Origin of the sequence: Minwuia sp. (assembly GCF_048007105.1) — a bacterium.
Classification (GTDB): Bacteria; Pseudomonadota; Alphaproteobacteria; order Minwuiales; family Minwuiaceae; genus Minwuia.
The window spans coordinates 1,416,705-1,433,919 of record NZ_CP180352.1; the positions used below are offsets into that span (position 1 = coordinate 1,416,705).

Here is a 17,215-nt window from a genome sequence, read left to right on the forward strand (position 1 = left end):
CAGATTATGCTCGAGCACTGAGTACTGATTGATACAAACAGAAACAGGATCACCATGGCGCTGATCTTAGCTTCTTTTGGCATTCAGCGCCGTAGGCTGGATCGATTTGGGTGGCGAAGGCCGTGAGACCGAGGAGATGTTGACGCAGCCCTTCAATCGAGGTGAATCCACGCTGCTCGGCATGGCGCGCAGGACCTACGTCCGGGCGTGTGATGAAGTGTAGGTGCATTCTAAGCTTGTTGCGAAACGCCTTCGACAGTCGGGGACGAGCGCCGTCGACCAGAAGGCCTAGCACCATCTTCCGTGAGCCGGGCGGTGCGAGCACCGTTTTTGCTGTGTTGGGCGCAAGACCGCGCTCGCCGAGCGCCTGATAGATCCGCCCAATCAGCTGAATACATCTCGCTCGGCCGAACTCCTTGCGCGGGCTGGAGAAGGTGAGATCATCGGCATATCGAGTGTACCGGACCCCGAAGGTATCTGAGATTTCTTGGACCGTTTCGTCGAGACGCCATGCCGCAAGATTGGCAAGCATTGGGCTCGTTGGTGCACCTTGTGGCAGCACACCCAATAGGCGCTGATCACAATTGTCGATCCCCCCCTTCGTCCGTTTCCACCGCCACTCCACTCGTCGTCGCGCCGGGAGCCAAGCGGTCGAGCTACGATGCTTAAGCCTGAGCCGTGTGCAGAGTCGCGCAAGCTCGAGCGAAACAAGCGGCTGATAGCCTCGCTGCAAGAAGACGCGATAGGCGTCGATTTCGGTGATCGATTCGAAAAACTCCCGCACATCGATCTTGACGAGCCACTTGGCTTTACAATGCCGCGCCGCCGCGGTTGCCAGTCTGCTTCCCGGCGCATAGGCGACGCTGGCCTTGTGGCACGGAGCTCGACGTAAGATCTCAGACGCGATCCAACTCTGCGTTGTCATAAGCAGCGGCTCGGGTACTGCGATGTAGCGGAGTCTCGGAGGCTGACCAGGGAGCGAACGCTTGCGGATGGTGAACTCGCGATACGGGTCCTCGCCAGCGCGCGATATAGTCGCGCGGAGGTAGTCGTGATCAACGCCCGTCATATGCGCAAGGTGGCCTAGGGTCAGGATCGGTTCACCGGGCGCAGGCACTCTCAAGGTATGTTCGGCGATCTCGACAGCGCGGTTAAGGATCTCCTGGTCGATCCCCGCTCGTCGGCCCTCATCGAGAAAGTGCTGAGAACGCCAAGCGACCATCTACTTGTCACCCGTTAGGGTGATCTCGATGAAGGTGCGAGCGAGGCGTGCGATGCGGCGACCGTGAGGTCGCGCGCCTTCATCGAGGTTATCATCAAGCGCAAGCTTGATCGTGAGCGGACCGTAGTCGGTCGCCCTGAGCCCGCAGGCCCATCGGTGCCAACCTAAGGATCGGCAGCCACTAGACATTGCGCAGCGCTCTCAGCGATTTGGGAAAGTAAAGGCCTGGATCTGATCGGGGAAGCAATTTCGGCTCGCCGGCATCCTGGAGGCGCTTGAGGACCAGCCTCCCGCGCTCGGTTATCTGGTTGCTTTCGGATATCCATTCGAGCTTTCGGAGCTCATTGAGCACCGCGTTGACCTTCGCCCTATCCAAGCCGAGTCTCCCGGAAATCGCGTCGACGCTGCGTGGGGATCGCCGTAGTGCGGAAAGCACGATTACCTCGATCGAGATGTGTGCCTCACCCTTAGCATAAGATATGAGCCCGCTTGCCGCGCCTAGCCGCTCCTGGATCGCCGCCGCATCTAAACCGGCTTCAAATGGAGTCTCGGTTCCCGTAGTCGTACGAGCAGGAAAAAGCGCTCGCCAGCCCTTTGCTTGGCTCCAAAAGACTGCAGGCGCATTGTTTGGCATCGAATGCGCGAAGGCAATAAGGGCCGCGCCGTCGTCATATCCAAGGGGGCTGACAACACCTGTTGGGTAGCGATGGCAGAGATCTTCGAGAATCCGGGCCTCGCTTGGCAGGAACGTGGAGCGAATGGTTGGGGCAATCACGCGGACTGTGACACGGGGCTGGCATCGGTGGCGTCGGACCTCAGCGATCCCGGACGGCAGGCCCGCGAAGGCGACGACCTCGAAGCTCCAGCCGCTGCGCGCCCGACGCGACCACCAGCTTCGCACTGATCGCACGCGCCAAGCCGCGTCAAGGAAGCTACATGCCCTCTTCCCAGAGCCAATGAAATCAGTCACGAGCACAAAGCGTCGAATATGTCGCTCGCGAATTATGTCTGGCCCCGGACTCAGCGAGATCCGTTGCTTTCGGTTTCGCTGGAACTGCGTGAGGATATTCGCGACGACACCTTCGCTGCCCACCTCCTCATCAATGCTTCGTTGGCGTGGCATGAGTGAAGGACCCGACCGTCCGCAAGCGCGCTTGATCTTCCGGCGGGGCTCTTTGAAGAGCCGGTTGGGGACGCCTTTCCAATGACGTCGCTCTACCTCATTGTAGAGTGCGATGGGTTGTGGGCCGGCTTCAAGACGATCCTCGAGAAGCGCAGTGAGCCCGGACCGAAATTCGTCACTTGAGATAAGTGTGACTAACGCCAGAAGCTTTTCAGCCGCGCTACGGTCGCCCTCCTCGAACTGCGCGAGCCAAGCCTGCGCGCAATTATGCCTGAGGATGGCGTTATTCACTGAATCGTCCTCGCAACGGCAAAAACTCGAAGTGGCACCTCACCGATCGGGTCTTGTTCGGGGTACTGTCTATACTAAGTTGCACCACGCGCTTTAGTCCTGATGGCTGTCCCTAATACCAACTGTAAGCCAACTCAGAACGCAATGCGAATGCTGCGCATTTCAGTGGGGCCATTCAGAGTGTTTCGCTCGTGCGGTAGAGGTCGCTTACACGCGTCGCACTGCGATGGCCGAGAATGCTGTCGAAAGTCGGCTCCGGGCCGGAAGTGACAACATGTGAAGCTATGCCGAAGGCCTCGCAGCAGACCTTAGTCGAGCTCAATCGAGAATCGGAAATCGGGCACTTCTGTCCGGATCAATCCACTAGAGGTCTAATCCGAGCTTCTTGCGAGCAGCCTCAACAGTGCGTTCAACATACTTCGCGCCCCTCTCCAACGCCTTATCAGATCCAGCTGCAATAACTGCGACAACCTCTGGGACTTGGTATCCTCTGCGGGTCAGAGTTCCTGCTACCGCGTAGTTGACGCGGCTTCTGTCAGTTACCGGCAGATTGGGGAACCGAGAGACAAGGTCTTTGACGGTCTCTCGGTAGATAGCCGCGGCCTCGGGCTCGCGCATTTCCAATGAAATAAATGTTTGCTGCTCAGGCAGAAATTGGGCCGTTCCGTGGGCCTCCATAGTCGACGAGCGAGATAGATTTTGCCGCGCGTCTTTCAGAATGCATTCGGCGGCACGCCCCCCGGATTTCGATCGAAGGCGTACAAGCGGAAAGCCGCCGTTCCGGTCCTCGTGGCAGCCTTTGACATTCCGAAATCCTGGCAACCGACCGACCTGCATTGCCCCACTAGCGCCCATGTCGCCACCGTACCGTTCGGCGAGCAACCGCGCTGCCGCTCCGTTTTCGGCGGGCGTGATCACAGTTGAGCGCCACCGCATGAGCCGTATCCACGCGTGAAACAGGCCTTCACTGGTCTCGATGACCGCGCATGGGTCGATCTCATCGGCGCGCATTCTGTCGATGACATCTTCGCAAAGGTCGTCCACACGAACATATCCGGGGTGCTCTGGCCGGAAGAAGACATGGTATCCCTGCCAGTTCATGTAGCGCAGGTACTTCGTTGTGCCGGGTTTGCGAAGGTCGCACACCGTGTAGTGACGAGAAATGGTCGGATTCTCCGGTGACCATCCCTCTCGATGAACGAGGCGGACGATGTATTGCCGATCTAACAAGGCAACCGTGGTCTGCTCGATCGCACGATTGGTCATGAACCGCGCCATGACGTCAGGGGGGAAGTCGCTCAAATTCTCGTCCTCCTGGAGTTCGGGGAAGTGCCCCAACACTCGTGGACAGGGCCTTTTTGCTGGGTTTGCGAAGGTGATTGGAGGGATGCGCGTGTACCTGGCCCTCCCAACAGAGCGTCATCGCTTTGCTAGTGGAACGTGATCGGCTCGCGTTCAACACGCCGCGCCCATTCTTCCGCCGCGTCGACGTGGATGCGTTTCGCCTTGCCAATCTGCATCGTCCTGGGTCCGCGTCCTTGGCGCTCCATCCGGTAGTAGGTGTTCCGGCTCAGCCCATAGGCGCGGCAGAAATCGCTTATCGAGAGCGTCCGGATTTCGAATAGGTTCTCCGTCACTCGGAGTAGCTTGGCAGTAAGGCTCGCGTCACTCGGTCTGGCCTCGCCGCTCCAGCGCCAGCGCATGCACGCATAGTAGATGCGGCCAGTTGATTTGATGCGCCTCGCGCCGATCGCTATCAGTGCGTTCGATAGCTCCGAACGCGAACCTATCGGCAAGCCAGCATCCACGCAAAAGCGCCGATACTGATGCCAGAGCCCGCTCGAAGGGACACGATCTTCAGCGTCGTTCGTAATTGTTAGACATGCACTCGCAAACGCAGCGGCTGTCGAGTAACCAGTGGCCCTAACCATTGGACCCTCCGACGACGACGCACCTCTTACTCTGATGCACCTTCTGTACACGCGAGTAGGCCATCTTCAATTCGATTTTTCCGCGCCAAACACAGAGACAATCGAACTCGATCCAGCCTTCGCCCCAATTTACAATCAGGTCGACGGCTTTCATTGCTCTCAGCGTGTCTGTAAGTGCGGATCGCGAACACTTAAGCTTTTCACATAACTCTGCCTGAGTGAGCCAAACACGACAGCCTGGGTTCTTCAGCTCCATAAGTGTCTTTCCCTCTCGATGTCTTTGATAGCCCTCGATATCCTTGTGGGGCTCAGCAATTGCCTTCTCCGTGAATTTAGTCAGCCGGTATGCGATCCCAGGGTTAAAGCCTAGTCTGGCTTTCTTCGCATACACTTCAGCTTCGTCGATCTTGTCGTCTAGAAGTTCATGCACCTGCCGATAGTAGGTCGCATTTCGCCCTTGTTTCTTTGACCAGACCGATACACCGACATCATCATCGACTGCTTTTTCCGCTCGATTTGGGTTGTCACGAAGATCATCAACCTCAATGAGTTCGGAGAATTGACCTTTTGGTGTGCGAGCCATGTTTTTTCTTTGCCCTGCAGGCGTGGCTCGTCCCGGGATTGTCTGCCATAGTGGACAATTCCGCCTTCAGGGGTGGATCGATTGTCCTGTACGCTGAACAATTCTTTGTCCGTCATGAAGCCAATTGTCTGATTTCCAGGATATCGCACGGTCCGAAAATGTATTATTTTTCAGTTTGTTAGCGTGCGTGCCCCACGTATATATATATGGGCTCAACCTCCAGAGGCTGTGAGATCCATTCGATCTACTGCCCTTTCGTTAATCCACCGCCGTATATCTCCAGAGCGATAGAAAACCCGCCGCCCCAACTTCACGTAGGCTGGACCGTATCCCTCATGGCGCCATCGCGCGAGGGTCTGGAGGGCAATGCCGAGGTGCTGAGGCAGGCAGGCAGCCGGGATCAGGGCCGTCGGGTCTTCGGGTAGCGGTCGAAGCTCACCGACCTCTGAGGACTGTTCGACGGGCTTCTGAGAGGCATCTTGGCTTTGAGGTTCCATCTTCTTGATCACCTTGGTTCTGGATTCCTTTGGTGACCGGAAGATGGCTCAGCCTGCCTGCCGCAAATAGTGACAGGTTTTAGAGCTTCCTGCGGACTTCAAGCAGGAAGAGATTGCGCACGGTTTGTGATTGCATCGCTTCACGCACTGCACGCTTGATGTCGTTGTTCATCACTGCGAGGCAGAAATTATGAATACGCATTTGGCCGTGATAGCGGTTGAAGATGCGCTTGCGTGAGGGCAGGTCCTTGTGGTTCCCGCGTTTGCAATATTCCTCGTGCATCGCCTCGATCGCCGCGTTGCGCGAACATTTGTTTGCCTCAGCGTATCGGAGAACGTCGACGACAAAATCGCGGCTCCAGTCAGCGCGATCCGGGCCGCGCTGCTCCTCATCCTTTGCGAAACCGCTGCCGTCGTCGTAGGCGATTTGCTCTTTGATCACCGGACGCTCGTCGTTAATGAGTGTCGGGTAGCGGACACGTATCGCCGCCTCGATCGCCTCGGGTGTCGGCTTCTCCCCCTTTCCCCAAGGGGCTGTGTTCTCAGCCATCAGCGTTCGCTGCTTTCGGCTCGTCAGATAGCGTTGTTTCGGCTTCAAGTAGTTCTCCGAACGCATTCGCCGCTTGTCGCAGATGCTGTGAACGGAAGTGCGTGTACTTGCGCGTCGTGAGAGGGCTCTTGTGCCCGAGCAATTCGCCGACTGTTTCGAGCGGCGTGCCGCCGACGACCAACTGCGACGCGAAGCTGTGCCGCAGACCGTGCGGCGGGAACGGCTTCAACCCTGCGCGTTTGACAATGCGATCCCAGCACTTCCGGTACGCATTGAGCGGTTGTCCAGGCACTCGACCGACAATGACATACGGGTTCCCCTCAACGCGGGGGAGCGACGACAACACCTTGTGCGCCGGTTCATTCAGGTAGACGCGCTGTACTTCACCCACCTTTGTCTCATGGATCGTGAGCATGCCGTTGTCGAGATCCACCTGATCCCATCGCAGCGATTTCAGTTCACCGATACGCCGACCGGTCAGCATCGCCATTTTGAACAGCGCCGCCGCATAGAGGTTCTCGTCCTCGTCACATGACCGGACGATCGCCTTCAATTCGTCAGCTGACAGAAAGATGTCGCGCGGTTTGCTCTCGGGGAGCTGCTTGAGCTTGGCTGCGGGCGATGTCTCCAGCATCCCCCATTCAACCGCGACGTTAAGCATTCGCCGCGCGAGCGCCGTGCACCTGTTCGCCGTTCCGTTGGAGGTCGCGGACGCGATCCTTGTCTGCATTCTGAGCAGGTCGCGATGGGTGATTTCCGCCAGACGCCTTCCGCCAATCACGGGGCGGATATGGTCGCGAAGGCGCTGCCGATCGTCCTTGAGACTGCGTTTGCCGCGCACCCTTTCGTACTCAAGATACTGGTCGGCGAGTTCGTTGAATGTCGCTTCACGGCGCATGGCTTGTTTGTCGCCAAGCGGATCGTGGCCGTGCCGTACATCGGACAATCGTTCGCGCGCCAGATCACGCGCGGCTCGCAGCTTGAGTTCGCCGACCTTGCCAAGCGTCATCAGCTTCTTGCGGTTCGATGCGTTGCGATATGTCAGGACGTAGGCTTTGCCGCCGCTCGGATAGATACGCACGCCAAAGCCGCGCACCTCAGTATCCCATCGGACATCACGAGTGCCATTGCTGCCCTGGTAGCTCATGCGCTCAATGGCGCGTTCGCCGAGCCGGGTTGGTTCCATTTCGCGAGGCTCCAAAAGTCACCAGTAAGTCACCAGAATTCTGGCATAGTGCGGAACCTTGGCAAAGCTCCAATCTAAAATTATTGTATTATTTCAGAATATTGGAATGAAGCGGAAGTTGGCGGAACTCAGGGGAAACGCCATCATAATCCGCGTGTCGGGGGTTCAAGTCCCTCTCCCGCTACCAACCTTTTCCGGAATGACGGTGCTAGTCGCACGCTGCAGGTGATCGCGGCGTGATCCCGTGCACGATGGCGGTCGCAGTTCCGGTGCTCGAGACCACGCCGACGACGCTGCGGCCGTCGCCTTCTCCGATCAGCACCGGCGCACCGGACATGCCAGGCGGCATGCGGCAACCGATTTCCATCCGTCCACGGCTGTCAGTGCCGACCACCTCGCAGCGCCGTGTCTGCAGGACATGCGAGCGCGGCGTCGCGTAGCCTTCGACCATCACCGTCTCGCCGGGCTCCGGCGGCGCATCGGCAATGGAGAGTGCGGGAAAGCCGGGCGCGCCGCTGCAGAGGATGGCGATATCGAGGCCTTCGACCTGCCGCCAGTCCGACCTCGGCGATTCCAGGTGCCACAGATACCGCGCACGGTCGTAGCCGGCGAGGAAATGCACCGAGCGCTGGCGGTCCGGCATGCAGTGGGCCGCCGTGATCACATGGCCGCCCCGGGCGACGAAGCCCGTGCAGTGGGCCCGGCCCTTGTAGCCGGCGTGATTGATCCGGCCGATGGACGGGTCCGCAGCCAGTGCGGGCGCAGCGCCTGAGGACACGGCGAGGGTCAGCAGCAGCCCGGCAACGGCAATCCGGACCCTGCGCCGGCTCAATCGAACATGGTCCGCGGCGGGCAGTCGGGCAGGACGTCGGCGATGTCCTGATCGAGGTCCACCTTCACATGGGGCATCAGCACGTGGGTGACCTGCCGCCCGTCCCCCATCGGCAGGTCGAGGCCGATCACCTTGTTGTGGGGCTTGTTGTGCTGATCCAGATAGCCGCCGACGACGCCGATGAAGGGGGTTCGGCACATGCGGGCGAAGTAGGGGTACTCGGTCTTCTTCCAGAGATCCGGGTACAGCGCGTTCGCGCCCAGCAGTTCGTTGGTGTAGTCGGCGCCCCACCAGGCCGTCAGCGTCGTGCCCCAGAGCACGAAGCGGACATCGAAGGGGGCGCGCTCGATCTTCGCGATGGCGATGCGGCCGTGCCAGCCCTTGAGGTCGTAGAAGTCGATGCCGCGCCGCGACGGCAGGCCGCCATCCTCGGGCCGCCGCGCGGCCCAGAGTTCGACGATGTCACGGAACGGGCCGAAGCGCGACGGATCGGACTCCAGCGGGCAACTGCTGAACTGCCAGTTGATTTCCCTTTTTCCGTCCGGTGGCATGTGTCCCGTGATCCGCTGGTTGTGCGCCGTATCGCACGGTACTTCTAAAAGAAGTCCTGCGCTGTGCAAGGGGTGCCCAGGTACGACGGTCTTGCGGCAGCCAGCGCATCGTGCACGCTGCGGCCATTCGAGCGGGGAGAGGCGGCGTGAACGGCATTCCGGAGAAGGCGCGGGCGGTGATCATCGGCGGCGGGGTATCCGGCTGCTCGGTCGCCTATCATCTCGGCAGGCTGGGTTGGGACGATGTCGTCCTGCTGGAGCGGAAGCAGCTGACATGCGGCACCACCTGGCATGCGGCCGGTCTGATCGGACAGCTGCGGGCCTCGCAGAACATGACCCGGCTGGCGAAGTATTCCGCCGATCTCTACACGAAGCTGGAGGCCGAGACCGGCATCGCCACCGGCATGCGCCAGAACGGCTCGCTGACCGTGGCGCTCACCGCCGAACGGCGCGAGGAGATCCTGCGGCAGGCTTCCATGGCCCGGGCCTTCGGTGTCGAGGTCCACGAGATCTCGCCCGCCGAACTGAAAGCGATCTATCCGCATCTCAACACCGATGGCGTCGCCGCCGCGGTGCACCTGCCCCATGACGGCCAGTGCGACCCCGCCAACATCGCCATGGCACTGGCGAAGGGCGCGCGCCAGAACGGGGTAGCGGTCCGCGAGGGCATCCGGGTCACCGACGTGCATCGGGCGAAGGGCCGCGTCGCCGGGGTTTCCTGGGCGGGCGACGATGGCGAAGAGGGCCGCATCGACACCGACATCGTCATCAACTGCGCCGGCATGTGGGCGCGGGAACTGGGCCGCATGTCCGGCGTCTCGATCCCGCTGCATGCCTGCGAGCACTTCTATCTGGTCACCGAGCCGGTCGAGGGGCTGGGCCGGCTGCCGGTGCTGCGGATGCCGGACGAATGCGCCTACTACAAGGAGGACGCCGGCAAGATGATGCTCGGCGCCTTCGAGCCGAAGGCCAAGCCCTGGGGGATGGACGGCATCCCGGCGGATTTCTGCTTCGACCAGCTGCCGGAGGATTTCGCCCATTTCGAGCCGATCCTGGAGCAGGCCGTGCACCGGATGCCGCTGATGGCCGACGCGGGCATCCACACCTTCTTCAACGGCCCGGAGAGCTTCACCCCCGACGACCGCTACTATCTGGGCGAGGCGCCGGAGCTCGGCGGCTACTGGGTTGCGGCGGGCTACAACTCCATTGGCATCGTCTCGTCCGGCGGCGCGGGCTTCGCGCTGGCGCAGTGGCTGAACGACGGCGAGCCGCCTTTCGATCTCTGGGAAGTCGATATCCGCCGAGCGCAGCCGTTCCAGTCGAACCGCGCCTATCTGAAGGAACGGGTCTCGGAGACCCTGGGCCTGCTCTATGCGGACCATTTCCCTTATCGCCAGCCCGAGACCGCGCGTGGGGTCCGGCGCTCGCCTGTGCATGAGTATCTGAAGGCGCGTGGCGCGGTGTTCGGTGAGACGGCGGGCTGGGAACGCGCCAACTGGTTCGCTGCGGACGGGCAGGACCGCAACTACCGCTATTCCTGGAAGCGGCAGAACTGGTTCGACAATGCCCGCGCCGAGCATATTGCGGTGCGAGAGGGCGCCGGCCTGTTCGACATGTCCTCCTTCGGCAAGATCCGGGTCGAGGGCCGCGATGCGCTGGCGCTGCTGGAACGGCTCTGCGGCAACAGGATGGACACCGAGGCGGGCCGGATCACCTACACGCAGATGCTCAATGCGCGTGGCGGGATCGAGAGCGACCTGACGGTGACGCGGCTGTCGGAGACCGCCTTCCTGCTGGTGGTGCCGGCGGCGACGCTGCAACGCGACCTCGCCTGGCTCCGCCGCCATGCGGGCGAGATGAACGCGGTGATCACGGACGTGACGGCGGGCGAAGCGGTCTTCGCCGTGATGGGGCCGAAATCGCGCGAGGTGCTGCAGGGCTGCTCGCCGAACGATTTCTCCAATGACGCCCATCCCTTCGGCTGGATGCGGGAAATCGAGATCGGTCACGGTCTCGCCCGCGCCCACCGGGTCACCTATGTCGGCGAACTCGGCTGGGAGATATACGTCTCCGCCGACATGGCTGCGCATGTCTTCGAGGCGATCGAGGACGCAGGCGCAGCGCACGGGCTGAAACTCTGCGGCATGCATGTGCTGGATTCCTGCCGCATCGAGAAGGCCTTCCGCCATTTCGGCCACGACATCACCGACGAGGATCATGTGCTGGAGGCCGGGCTGGGCTTTGCGGTGAAGACGGAGAAGGGCGACTTCATCGGACGCGACGCGGTGCTGCGGAAGCGCGACGAGGGCCTGAAGCGCTGCCTGGTCCAGCTCCGCCTGTCCGATCCGGAACCGCTGCTCTATCACAACGAGCCGATCCTCCGGGACGGCCGGATCGTCGGTCAGCTGACCTCCGGCAATTACGGCCATCACCTCGGCGGCGCTGTCGGCCTTGGCTATGTCCCCTGCGAAGGCGAGGCGGCTTCCGACGTGCTGGCGTCGGACTACCAGATCGAGATCGCGGGCGAACGCTTCCGCGCCGGGGCCTCGCTGAAGCCGATGTATGATCCGCAGGCTGCCCGGGTCCGCATGTAGCTGAACCAATTGCCTGTTTGCCGTAGCCGGGACGCTGGTCTAAAGCGAAACCCGTGTTTGATCGAATCCCGATCAAACACGGGTTTCGCAACTCGCGCAGGCCTTTACCAGTCTTGGAACAGCATTTGATGTTTCAATCAAATGCTGTTCCGCTCTAGCCTGCGCGCGGGTGAGGGAAGGATCGGATTTCAGAGGCCCCGGTTGGGAGGTTCGCCGTGACGGGCGACGACCGGATCGAGGTTCTTGTCGGGTGGGTCCTGACCGCGATCTACCTGTTCTGGTTTTCCAAGAAATATTTCGACAGCTCGCCCTACTCGACGTCCGAGCAGCGCGGCGCCCCGCATGAACCGCTGGAACTCGCGCTGGCGACGCAGCCGATCTATCCCCGCTTCGCGGCGCCGTCGCGGCAGTACTGGACCTGGTTCCTGCTGTTCTTCTGCTATGTCTGGGCGCTCTACTTCATCATCCAGATGGTGCTCGACGCGGCGCTGCTGCCCGACGGCAGCCTTGCCGACCTGGAACAGAACGTCTGGGTGAAGACCTTCCCGCAGCTGCTTGCCGCGCTGGTCATCTTCGGCGGTGTCGACCGCATCCCGCAGCTGCGGCGCGTGCTGTCGACGGTGCGGAACATGTTCCACGAGAGTGCCTCGATCCCGCGGCGCGCGCGGATGATGATCAATTCCATCCGCGCCTTCCCGAAGACCTTCACCGAACACGAGATCGCGCTTGCGCAGCGGGCCAGCCGCTTCGTCGAGGCGGGCGACGGGTCGGCGCCGCCAGATTCGACCGCCTACAAGTTCCTCTACGCCTGCTTCCTGCTGAACACGATCGAGCGCCGCGCGAACAGCAGCCGGGCCTATGACCGCTTCGTGCACGATCCGGAGTCCGGGTATTCGCAGACGCGCGCCCAGCTGGACTATGTCGAGCGGATCATCGCCGAGAACCTGCGCAACCAGGACAGGCGCTTTCATGGCGATGCCGCGGACCGGATCGTCGATGCGCTGTTCCGCAACGCCTCGCAGCTCTATGTCAGCGCCACTGTCACGGCCTCCCGCCGCTTTTCGCGGACGATCCGCAGCATCGTGCTGGACGGCGTGCCGATCCAGATCTACCGCGAGTTCCGCTACCAGATCGGCCATGCCTTCGTGACCAACATCCTCATCCTGGTGGTGCTGTTCTTCGCACTGTTTCTGGTCTTCGCGGTCTGGCGGGGCGCCGAGATCCAGTCGCCGCCGGCGATCGCCGCGGCCAAGAGCGTGCTCGGCACCGTGCTGATCGTGTCGATCCCCGTGGTCTCGACCTACATGCTGAAGGTGGCCGCGGTTGACGAGTGGCCGCTTGGCTATGACGGGCACGAGCGCAGCGACCATCTGCAGCACTACGTGCTGGCCGCCCTGGTCGGGTTGCTGATCTCGCTGATCGGCTTCTTCATCCTGGCCGAGTACCGCGTCTTCGACGACGCCGGCACCTGGGCTCAGATGGTCCGTCTGGCGCCCTGGTCGGCCGTGCCGGCGGTGATCTGCTTCATCGCCGCCTATTCGCTGGACAACACGCCGAGAACCTTCGACCGGCTGCGCGCGGCGCGGCATTCCTTCGTCGCCGGGCTGGCGGGCGCCTTCGGCAGCGGACTGGTCGCGGTGATGATCCAGATGATCGTGCACAGATCGGAACTGCACGCCATCGCCGACCCCGAAAGCGTCTTCTGGACCGAGGCGCTGGGGCTGGTGGCCGCAGCCGTCGTGGTCGGCTTCCTGTTCGGCGGTTACGTCTCGCTGATATCCGATCTGGGCACGCGGCTGCCGAAATCGACGACCATCGGGGAGCACTATTTCTTCCGCTTCCTGCTCGGCCAGGTTCTGTCCTCCGAACTGCCCAAGGAAGCCTGGGTCGGCCTGAACATCGATCCCGGCGCCTTTCCGTCGCCCGAGGTGGTGCAGGTGCTGAAGGACGAGGGATTCGTCACCGCGGAGATGACACTGACGCAGAAGGGCGTCGATCTGCTGACCGATCCCCACGCGCGATAGCCGCATGCGCTCTCCGCCCTTCCGTGCGCCGGTCCGGCCCGTCTAGACTGCCGGCCGGGAGAGAGACAGGGGAGACTCAGGATGGCGGGCAGACTCGACGGCAAGGTCGCGGCGATTACCGGTGGCGCTTCGGGCATGGGACGCGCAACGGCGATGCGCTTTCTGGAAGAGGGGGCGTCGGTCGTGATCGGCGATCTCAACATGTCGAACGGCGAATCGGCGGTGAAGGAGGCGGGTGACGCCGGCTTCGGCGACAAGATCGCCTTCGCCCGCGGCGATGTCTCGGAGGAGACTGATGTGGAGGCCCTGGTCGCCCTGGCCGTGGAGCGGTTCGGGCGCCTGGACATCATGTTCAACAATGCCGGTGTCGGCGGCGCGTTCGGCCCCATTACCGACACCACGGTCGAGGAGTGGGATTACACCTTTGATGTTCTGGTCCGGGGCGTCTTCCTGGGCATCAAGCACGGCGTCCGGCAGATGAAGCGGCAGGGCGACGGCGGCTCGATCATCAACACCGCCTCCATCGCGGGGCTGTCCGGCGGCGCCGGGCCGACGGCCTATTCCGCCGCCAAGGCCGCCGTGGCCAACCTCACCCGCGCGACGGCGGCCGAACTGGCGCAGGACCGTATCCGCATCAACTCGATCGCGCCGGGCGCCATCCGCACGCCGCTGCTGCATTCGGGACGCGCGGCGGAGATGGAGGCGCTGGCGCAGGACAAGACGCCCTGGCCTGTGCTGGGCGAAGGATCGGATATCGCCGGCGCGGCGGTCTTCCTCGCCTCGGGCGACAGCCAGTTCGTGACCGGCCACACGCTGGTCGTCGACGGCGGCGCGCTGGCGGCCGCCCCGAACTTCTGGGGCTTCGGTCAGGACGCCATGTTCAAGAAGAAGGCCGGGCTCAACCGGGGCACGACCGGCGACAAGTCCGACGTCCGCGATGTGAACAACTCCAAGTAGAATTTCCGCACACGTCAGACGAGGGGTTTCCGGACATCGATCTGCCCGTTTTCCCTTCTGGACCCGGAACGTCCCTCGGCTTGCAAAGGCTGTGAACGTCAAGAACAGTGGAGAACAGTCATGAAGGTCGGCGCATTCTTCTTTCCGACACACTACGCCATCGACATCGCCGAACTGGCGCGCGAGATGGAAGCGCGGGGGCTGGAAAGCCTGTTCGTCTGCGAACACACGCACATTCCGGCCAGCCGCCGCACCCCCTTTCCCGGCGGCGGCGACCTGCCCGACCGCTACTATCACACCCACGATCCCTTCGTCGGGCTCAGCTTTGCGGCGGCGGCAACGTCGAAGCTCCGGCTGGGCACGGGCATCTGCCTGCTGCCGCAGCGCGACGCCATCGTGACCGCCAAGGCCATCGCCAGCCTGGATCTGCTTTCAGGCGGCCGCTTCGAGTTCGCGGTCGGCGCCGGCTGGAACGTCGAGGAGATGGAGAACCACGGCGTCGTCCACGCCAGCCGCTTCCGCGAGATGTCGGAAAAGATCAAGGCGATGAAGGCGATGTGGACCGAGGAGGAGGCCAGCTTCAAGGGCGAGTTCCTGGACTACGACCGGTTGATCGTCAGCCCCAAGCCGGCCCAGCGCCCGCACCCGCCGGTGCTGCTGGGCGGTGAGACGGACCATACGCTGAAGCGTGTGGTCGAATATGGCGACGGCTGGTTCCCGCGGGCGAACTACGCCTTCGATCCGGCCGAAGGAATGGCGCGTCTGAAGCGGGCGGCGGAGGCGGCCGGCCGAAATCCGGCGGAACTGCCGGTCACCGTCTTCCGGGCGCCGCCGGATGCCGAGGCGTTGAAGGCCTACGCGGCCGCCGGTATCGATCGCGTATTGTTCGATGTCCCGGACAAGGGGCGCGATGAAGTGCTTCCGTTGCTTGATCAATACGCTCGCTTCATCGAATGACGCAAATCTGCAACAAAATTTTTTCTGGCTGGTTGCTGAAACATCATCCTACCACCTGAATTTCCGGGACCGCAGAAATGCTGACGTTGGCGTCAGGCTGACGTCTTGATTAACCCGAAAGGATACTACTTCGACGAGAAGTCAATCCTTAACAAGGGTTTAATTTCCGCGGCGTCAGTGCTAATCGCATTAGCGGGGGATCGGGGTTCCTGTTGTTGAGGGGCCACGGTCATGGGCAGATGGTTTTTTGGTCGCTGGCGTGATGACGATGATGATCGTCAGAACGGAACGGATGGCGACAACTCCCTTGTTGGCGGCTACCGCAGCGACGAGCTGTATGGCGGCGACGGCAACGACACCATTCTCGGCAATCGTGGCAATGACAAGCTCTTCGGCGGGGATGGCGACGACGTCCTGCTGGGCGACGACGGCAATGACCGGCTCTATGGCGGCGACGGCGACGACAGTATCGACGGCGGCCATGGCAACGACCGGGTCGAGGCGGGCGACGGCAACGACACCGTCACCGGCGGACGGCACAACGACACCATCGATGCGGGCGACGGCGATGATGAAGTCGATGCCGGCGGCGGCAATGACCAGATCTATGGCGGCGCGGGCAATGACACGATTCGTGGCGGCGACGGCAATGACTGGATCTCGGGCGGTGACGGGACCGACCTGATCTACGGCGGCTCCGGCTATGACCGCGTCTATGCGGGCGACGGCAATGACACGGCCGATGGCGGCGACCACAACGACACCATCTATGGCGGCGAGGGCGACGACAGCCTGAGCGGCGGCGGCGACAATGATGTCCTCTCCGGCGATGACGGCGACGATTCCCTGGACGGCGGCGAAGGACGCGACCGCGTCTATGGCGGCGACGGCGAAGACCTGGTCGATGGCGGGTCGGGCGACGACACCATGTTTGGCGGCCGCGGCGCAGACAGCCTGCTGGCCGGCGACGGCGACGACTACATGGGCGGCGACGACGGCAATGACGTCATCGACGGCGGCGCGGGGCGCGACCGGATCTATGGCGGCGACGGCGAGGACACCATTTCGGGCGGCGCCGACCGCGACACCATCTTCGGCGGCGACGGCGACGATTCGGTCTCCGGCGAGGGCGGCGACGACTACATGTTCGGCGGCGACGGCGCGGACACGGTCCGGGGCGACGACGGTGACGAATACATCTATGGCGGCGACGGCAACGACGTGGTCGAGGGCGGCGGCGGCAACGACGTCGTCTATGGCGGCGATGACGACGACACCATAGGCGGCGGCGATGGCGACGACTGGCTGCTGGCGGACGATGGCAACGACGTGGTCGATGCCGGCGCGGGCAACGACCGGATCTATGCGGGCAAGGGCGACGACACGCTGACCGGCGGGGCCGGCAACGACCTGATCTTCGGCAGCAAGGACAATGACGTCATCCGCGGCGACGGTCCGGGCTCCGACACGATCGCCGGACCTGCCGAACTGCAGCGGGACGCTGACGGCACGTACGACATCAGCGGTCTGGACACGGTGATCTTCAGCGTCGATGTCATCGGCAGCAATGCCGGCTTCGACAACACTTTCGGCTACTACCTGGCCGACGCCGACGGCAACCCGATCAGCAGCCAGGATCCTGTTCGAGGATGTGAGCCGTTGCGGCGGGCAGGACCGTCAAGTCACGCTCGATGCCGACGATCTGCAGGGCGCGTCGTCGCTCGGCTTCTTCCTGATTCCCGACGGCGACGACCACAACCGGCATCTCGACGACGGCGATGCCGTCAGCTTCCGGCAGGACGGCAGCGGCAACTGGCAGGCGGTCTCGGGCTGGCGCGTGCTGGATTCCGCCTATGGCCGGGGCACCGTCTTCTTCTCCAATCCCGCGCTCAATCCCGATGGCATCGACCATGAGGT

General features: G+C 62.5%; 15 protein-coding genes. 5 read left to right on the plus strand and 10 right to left on the minus strand.

Features of this window, described 5'->3' with window-relative positions; genetic code table 11:
• Window positions 1–49: 49 nt before the first annotated feature.
• From ACMVY4_RS06780 to ACMVY4_RS06825, 10 genes are all read right to left on the minus strand, one after another.
• Window positions 50–1,222, minus strand: coding sequence for a reverse transcriptase family protein (locus ACMVY4_RS06780; protein WP_416899415.1), 1,173 nt, complete (start codon window positions 1,220–1,222; stop codon window positions 50–52).
• Between the two features lie 181 nt (window positions 1,223–1,403).
• On the minus strand, window positions 1,404–2,636 hold the full coding sequence (locus tag ACMVY4_RS06785; protein ID WP_416899416.1) for a hypothetical protein: 1,233 nt from the start codon (window positions 2,634–2,636) through the stop codon (window positions 1,404–1,406).
• Window positions 2,637–2,999: 363 nt separating this feature from the next.
• Window positions 3,000–3,938 (minus strand): DNA-primase RepB domain-containing protein, encoded by a 939-nt coding sequence (locus tag ACMVY4_RS06790; protein ID WP_416899417.1) that lies wholly within the window; start codon window positions 3,936–3,938, stop codon window positions 3,000–3,002.
• A gap of 128 nt (window positions 3,939–4,066) precedes the next feature.
• Window positions 4,067–4,273, minus strand: a complete 207-nt coding sequence (locus ACMVY4_RS06795) for a helix-turn-helix transcriptional regulator (protein ID WP_416899418.1) — start codon at window positions 4,271–4,273, stop codon at window positions 4,067–4,069.
• A 286-nt stretch (window positions 4,274–4,559) separates the two neighbouring features.
• A complete protein-coding gene (locus tag ACMVY4_RS06800; protein ID WP_416899419.1) occupies window positions 4,560–5,150 on the minus strand; it encodes a hypothetical protein in 591 nt (196 codons plus the stop codon).
• A gap of 212 nt (window positions 5,151–5,362) precedes the next feature.
• The gene (locus tag ACMVY4_RS06805) at window positions 5,363–5,647 is read right to left on the minus strand and encodes a helix-turn-helix transcriptional regulator (protein ID WP_416900270.1); all 285 of its coding nucleotides are present in this window, start codon (window positions 5,645–5,647) and stop codon (window positions 5,363–5,365) included.
• 79 nt (window positions 5,648–5,726) lie between these two features.
• A complete protein-coding gene (locus ACMVY4_RS06810) occupies window positions 5,727–6,197 on the minus strand; it encodes a hypothetical protein (protein ID WP_416899420.1) in 471 nt (156 codons plus the stop codon).
• Window positions 6,190–7,383 carry a tyrosine-type recombinase/integrase gene (locus ACMVY4_RS06815; protein ID WP_416899421.1) on the minus strand — a complete coding sequence of 398 codons (1,194 nt, stop codon included), beginning with the start codon at window positions 7,381–7,383 and terminating at the stop codon, window positions 6,190–6,192. Before ACMVY4_RS06815 ends, ACMVY4_RS06810 begins: the two co-directional genes overlap by 8 nt.
• Window positions 7,384–7,591: 208 nt before the next feature.
• Entirely contained in the window at window positions 7,592–8,215 is a 624-nt protein-coding gene (locus tag ACMVY4_RS06820) for a trypsin-like serine peptidase (protein WP_416899422.1), read from the minus strand.
• Window positions 8,212–8,766, minus strand: a complete 555-nt coding sequence (locus ACMVY4_RS06825; protein WP_416899423.1) for a hypothetical protein — start codon at window positions 8,764–8,766, stop codon at window positions 8,212–8,214. Before ACMVY4_RS06825 ends, ACMVY4_RS06820 begins: the two co-directional genes overlap by 4 nt.
• 146 nt (window positions 8,767–8,912) lie before the next feature.
• Here ACMVY4_RS06825 and ACMVY4_RS06830 point away from each other — a divergent pair, with 146 nt between their 5' ends.
• From ACMVY4_RS06830 to ACMVY4_RS06850, 5 genes are all read left to right on the plus strand, one after another.
• Window positions 8,913–11,360 carry a GcvT family protein gene (locus tag ACMVY4_RS06830; RefSeq protein ID WP_416899424.1) on the plus strand — a complete coding sequence of 816 codons (2,448 nt, stop codon included), beginning with the start codon at window positions 8,913–8,915 and terminating at the stop codon, window positions 11,358–11,360.
• A 215-nt stretch (window positions 11,361–11,575) separates the two neighbouring features.
• The gene (locus ACMVY4_RS06835; RefSeq protein ID WP_416899425.1) at window positions 11,576–13,384 is read left to right on the plus strand and encodes a hypothetical protein; all 1,809 of its coding nucleotides are present in this window, start codon (window positions 11,576–11,578) and stop codon (window positions 13,382–13,384) included.
• Window positions 13,385–13,465: 81 nt separating this feature from the next.
• Window positions 13,466–14,341: an SDR family NAD(P)-dependent oxidoreductase gene (locus ACMVY4_RS06840; protein WP_416899426.1), complete on the plus strand. Its 876-nt coding sequence runs from the start codon at window positions 13,466–13,468 to the stop codon at window positions 14,339–14,341.
• A 120-nt stretch (window positions 14,342–14,461) separates the two neighbouring features.
• The gene (locus ACMVY4_RS06845) at window positions 14,462–15,298 is read left to right on the plus strand and encodes an LLM class F420-dependent oxidoreductase (protein ID WP_416899427.1); all 837 of its coding nucleotides are present in this window, start codon (window positions 14,462–14,464) and stop codon (window positions 15,296–15,298) included.
• Between the two features lie 231 nt (window positions 15,299–15,529).
• A complete protein-coding gene (locus ACMVY4_RS06850) occupies window positions 15,530–17,212 on the plus strand; it encodes a calcium-binding protein (RefSeq protein ID WP_416899428.1) in 1,683 nt (560 codons plus the stop codon).
• Window positions 17,213–17,215: the final 3 nt, after the last annotated feature.

What these genes read in the sequence shown, in the direction of transcription:
- ACMVY4_RS06780 (WP_416899415.1), bottom strand. Translation starts at nt 1,222, where the DNA reads ATGGTCGCTTGGCGTTCTCAGCACTTTCTCGATGAGGGCCGACGAGCG.
- ACMVY4_RS06800 (WP_416899419.1), bottom strand. Translation starts at nt 5,150, where the DNA reads ATGGCTCGCACACCAAAAGGTCAATTCTCCGAACTCATTGAGGTTGAT.
- ACMVY4_RS06805 (WP_416900270.1), bottom strand. Translation starts at nt 5,647, where the DNA reads ATGGAACCTCAAAGCCAAGATGCCTCTCAGAAGCCCGTCGAACAGTCC.
- ACMVY4_RS06810 (WP_416899420.1), bottom strand. Translation starts at nt 6,197, where the DNA reads ATGGCTGAGAACACAGCCCCTTGGGGAAAGGGGGAGAAGCCGACACCC.
- ACMVY4_RS06815 (WP_416899421.1), bottom strand. Translation starts at nt 7,383, where the DNA reads ATGGAACCAACCCGGCTCGGCGAACGCGCCATTGAGCGCATGAGCTAC.
- ACMVY4_RS06825 (WP_416899423.1), bottom strand. Translation starts at nt 8,766, where the DNA reads ATGCCACCGGACGGAAAAAGGGAAATCAACTGGCAGTTCAGCAGTTGC.
- ACMVY4_RS06840 (WP_416899426.1), top strand. Translation starts at nt 13,466, where the DNA reads ATGGCGGGCAGACTCGACGGCAAGGTCGCGGCGATTACCGGTGGCGCT.
- ACMVY4_RS06845 (WP_416899427.1), top strand. Translation starts at nt 14,462, where the DNA reads ATGAAGGTCGGCGCATTCTTCTTTCCGACACACTACGCCATCGACATC.
- ACMVY4_RS06850 (WP_416899428.1), top strand. Translation starts at nt 15,530, where the DNA reads ATGGGCAGATGGTTTTTTGGTCGCTGGCGTGATGACGATGATGATCGT.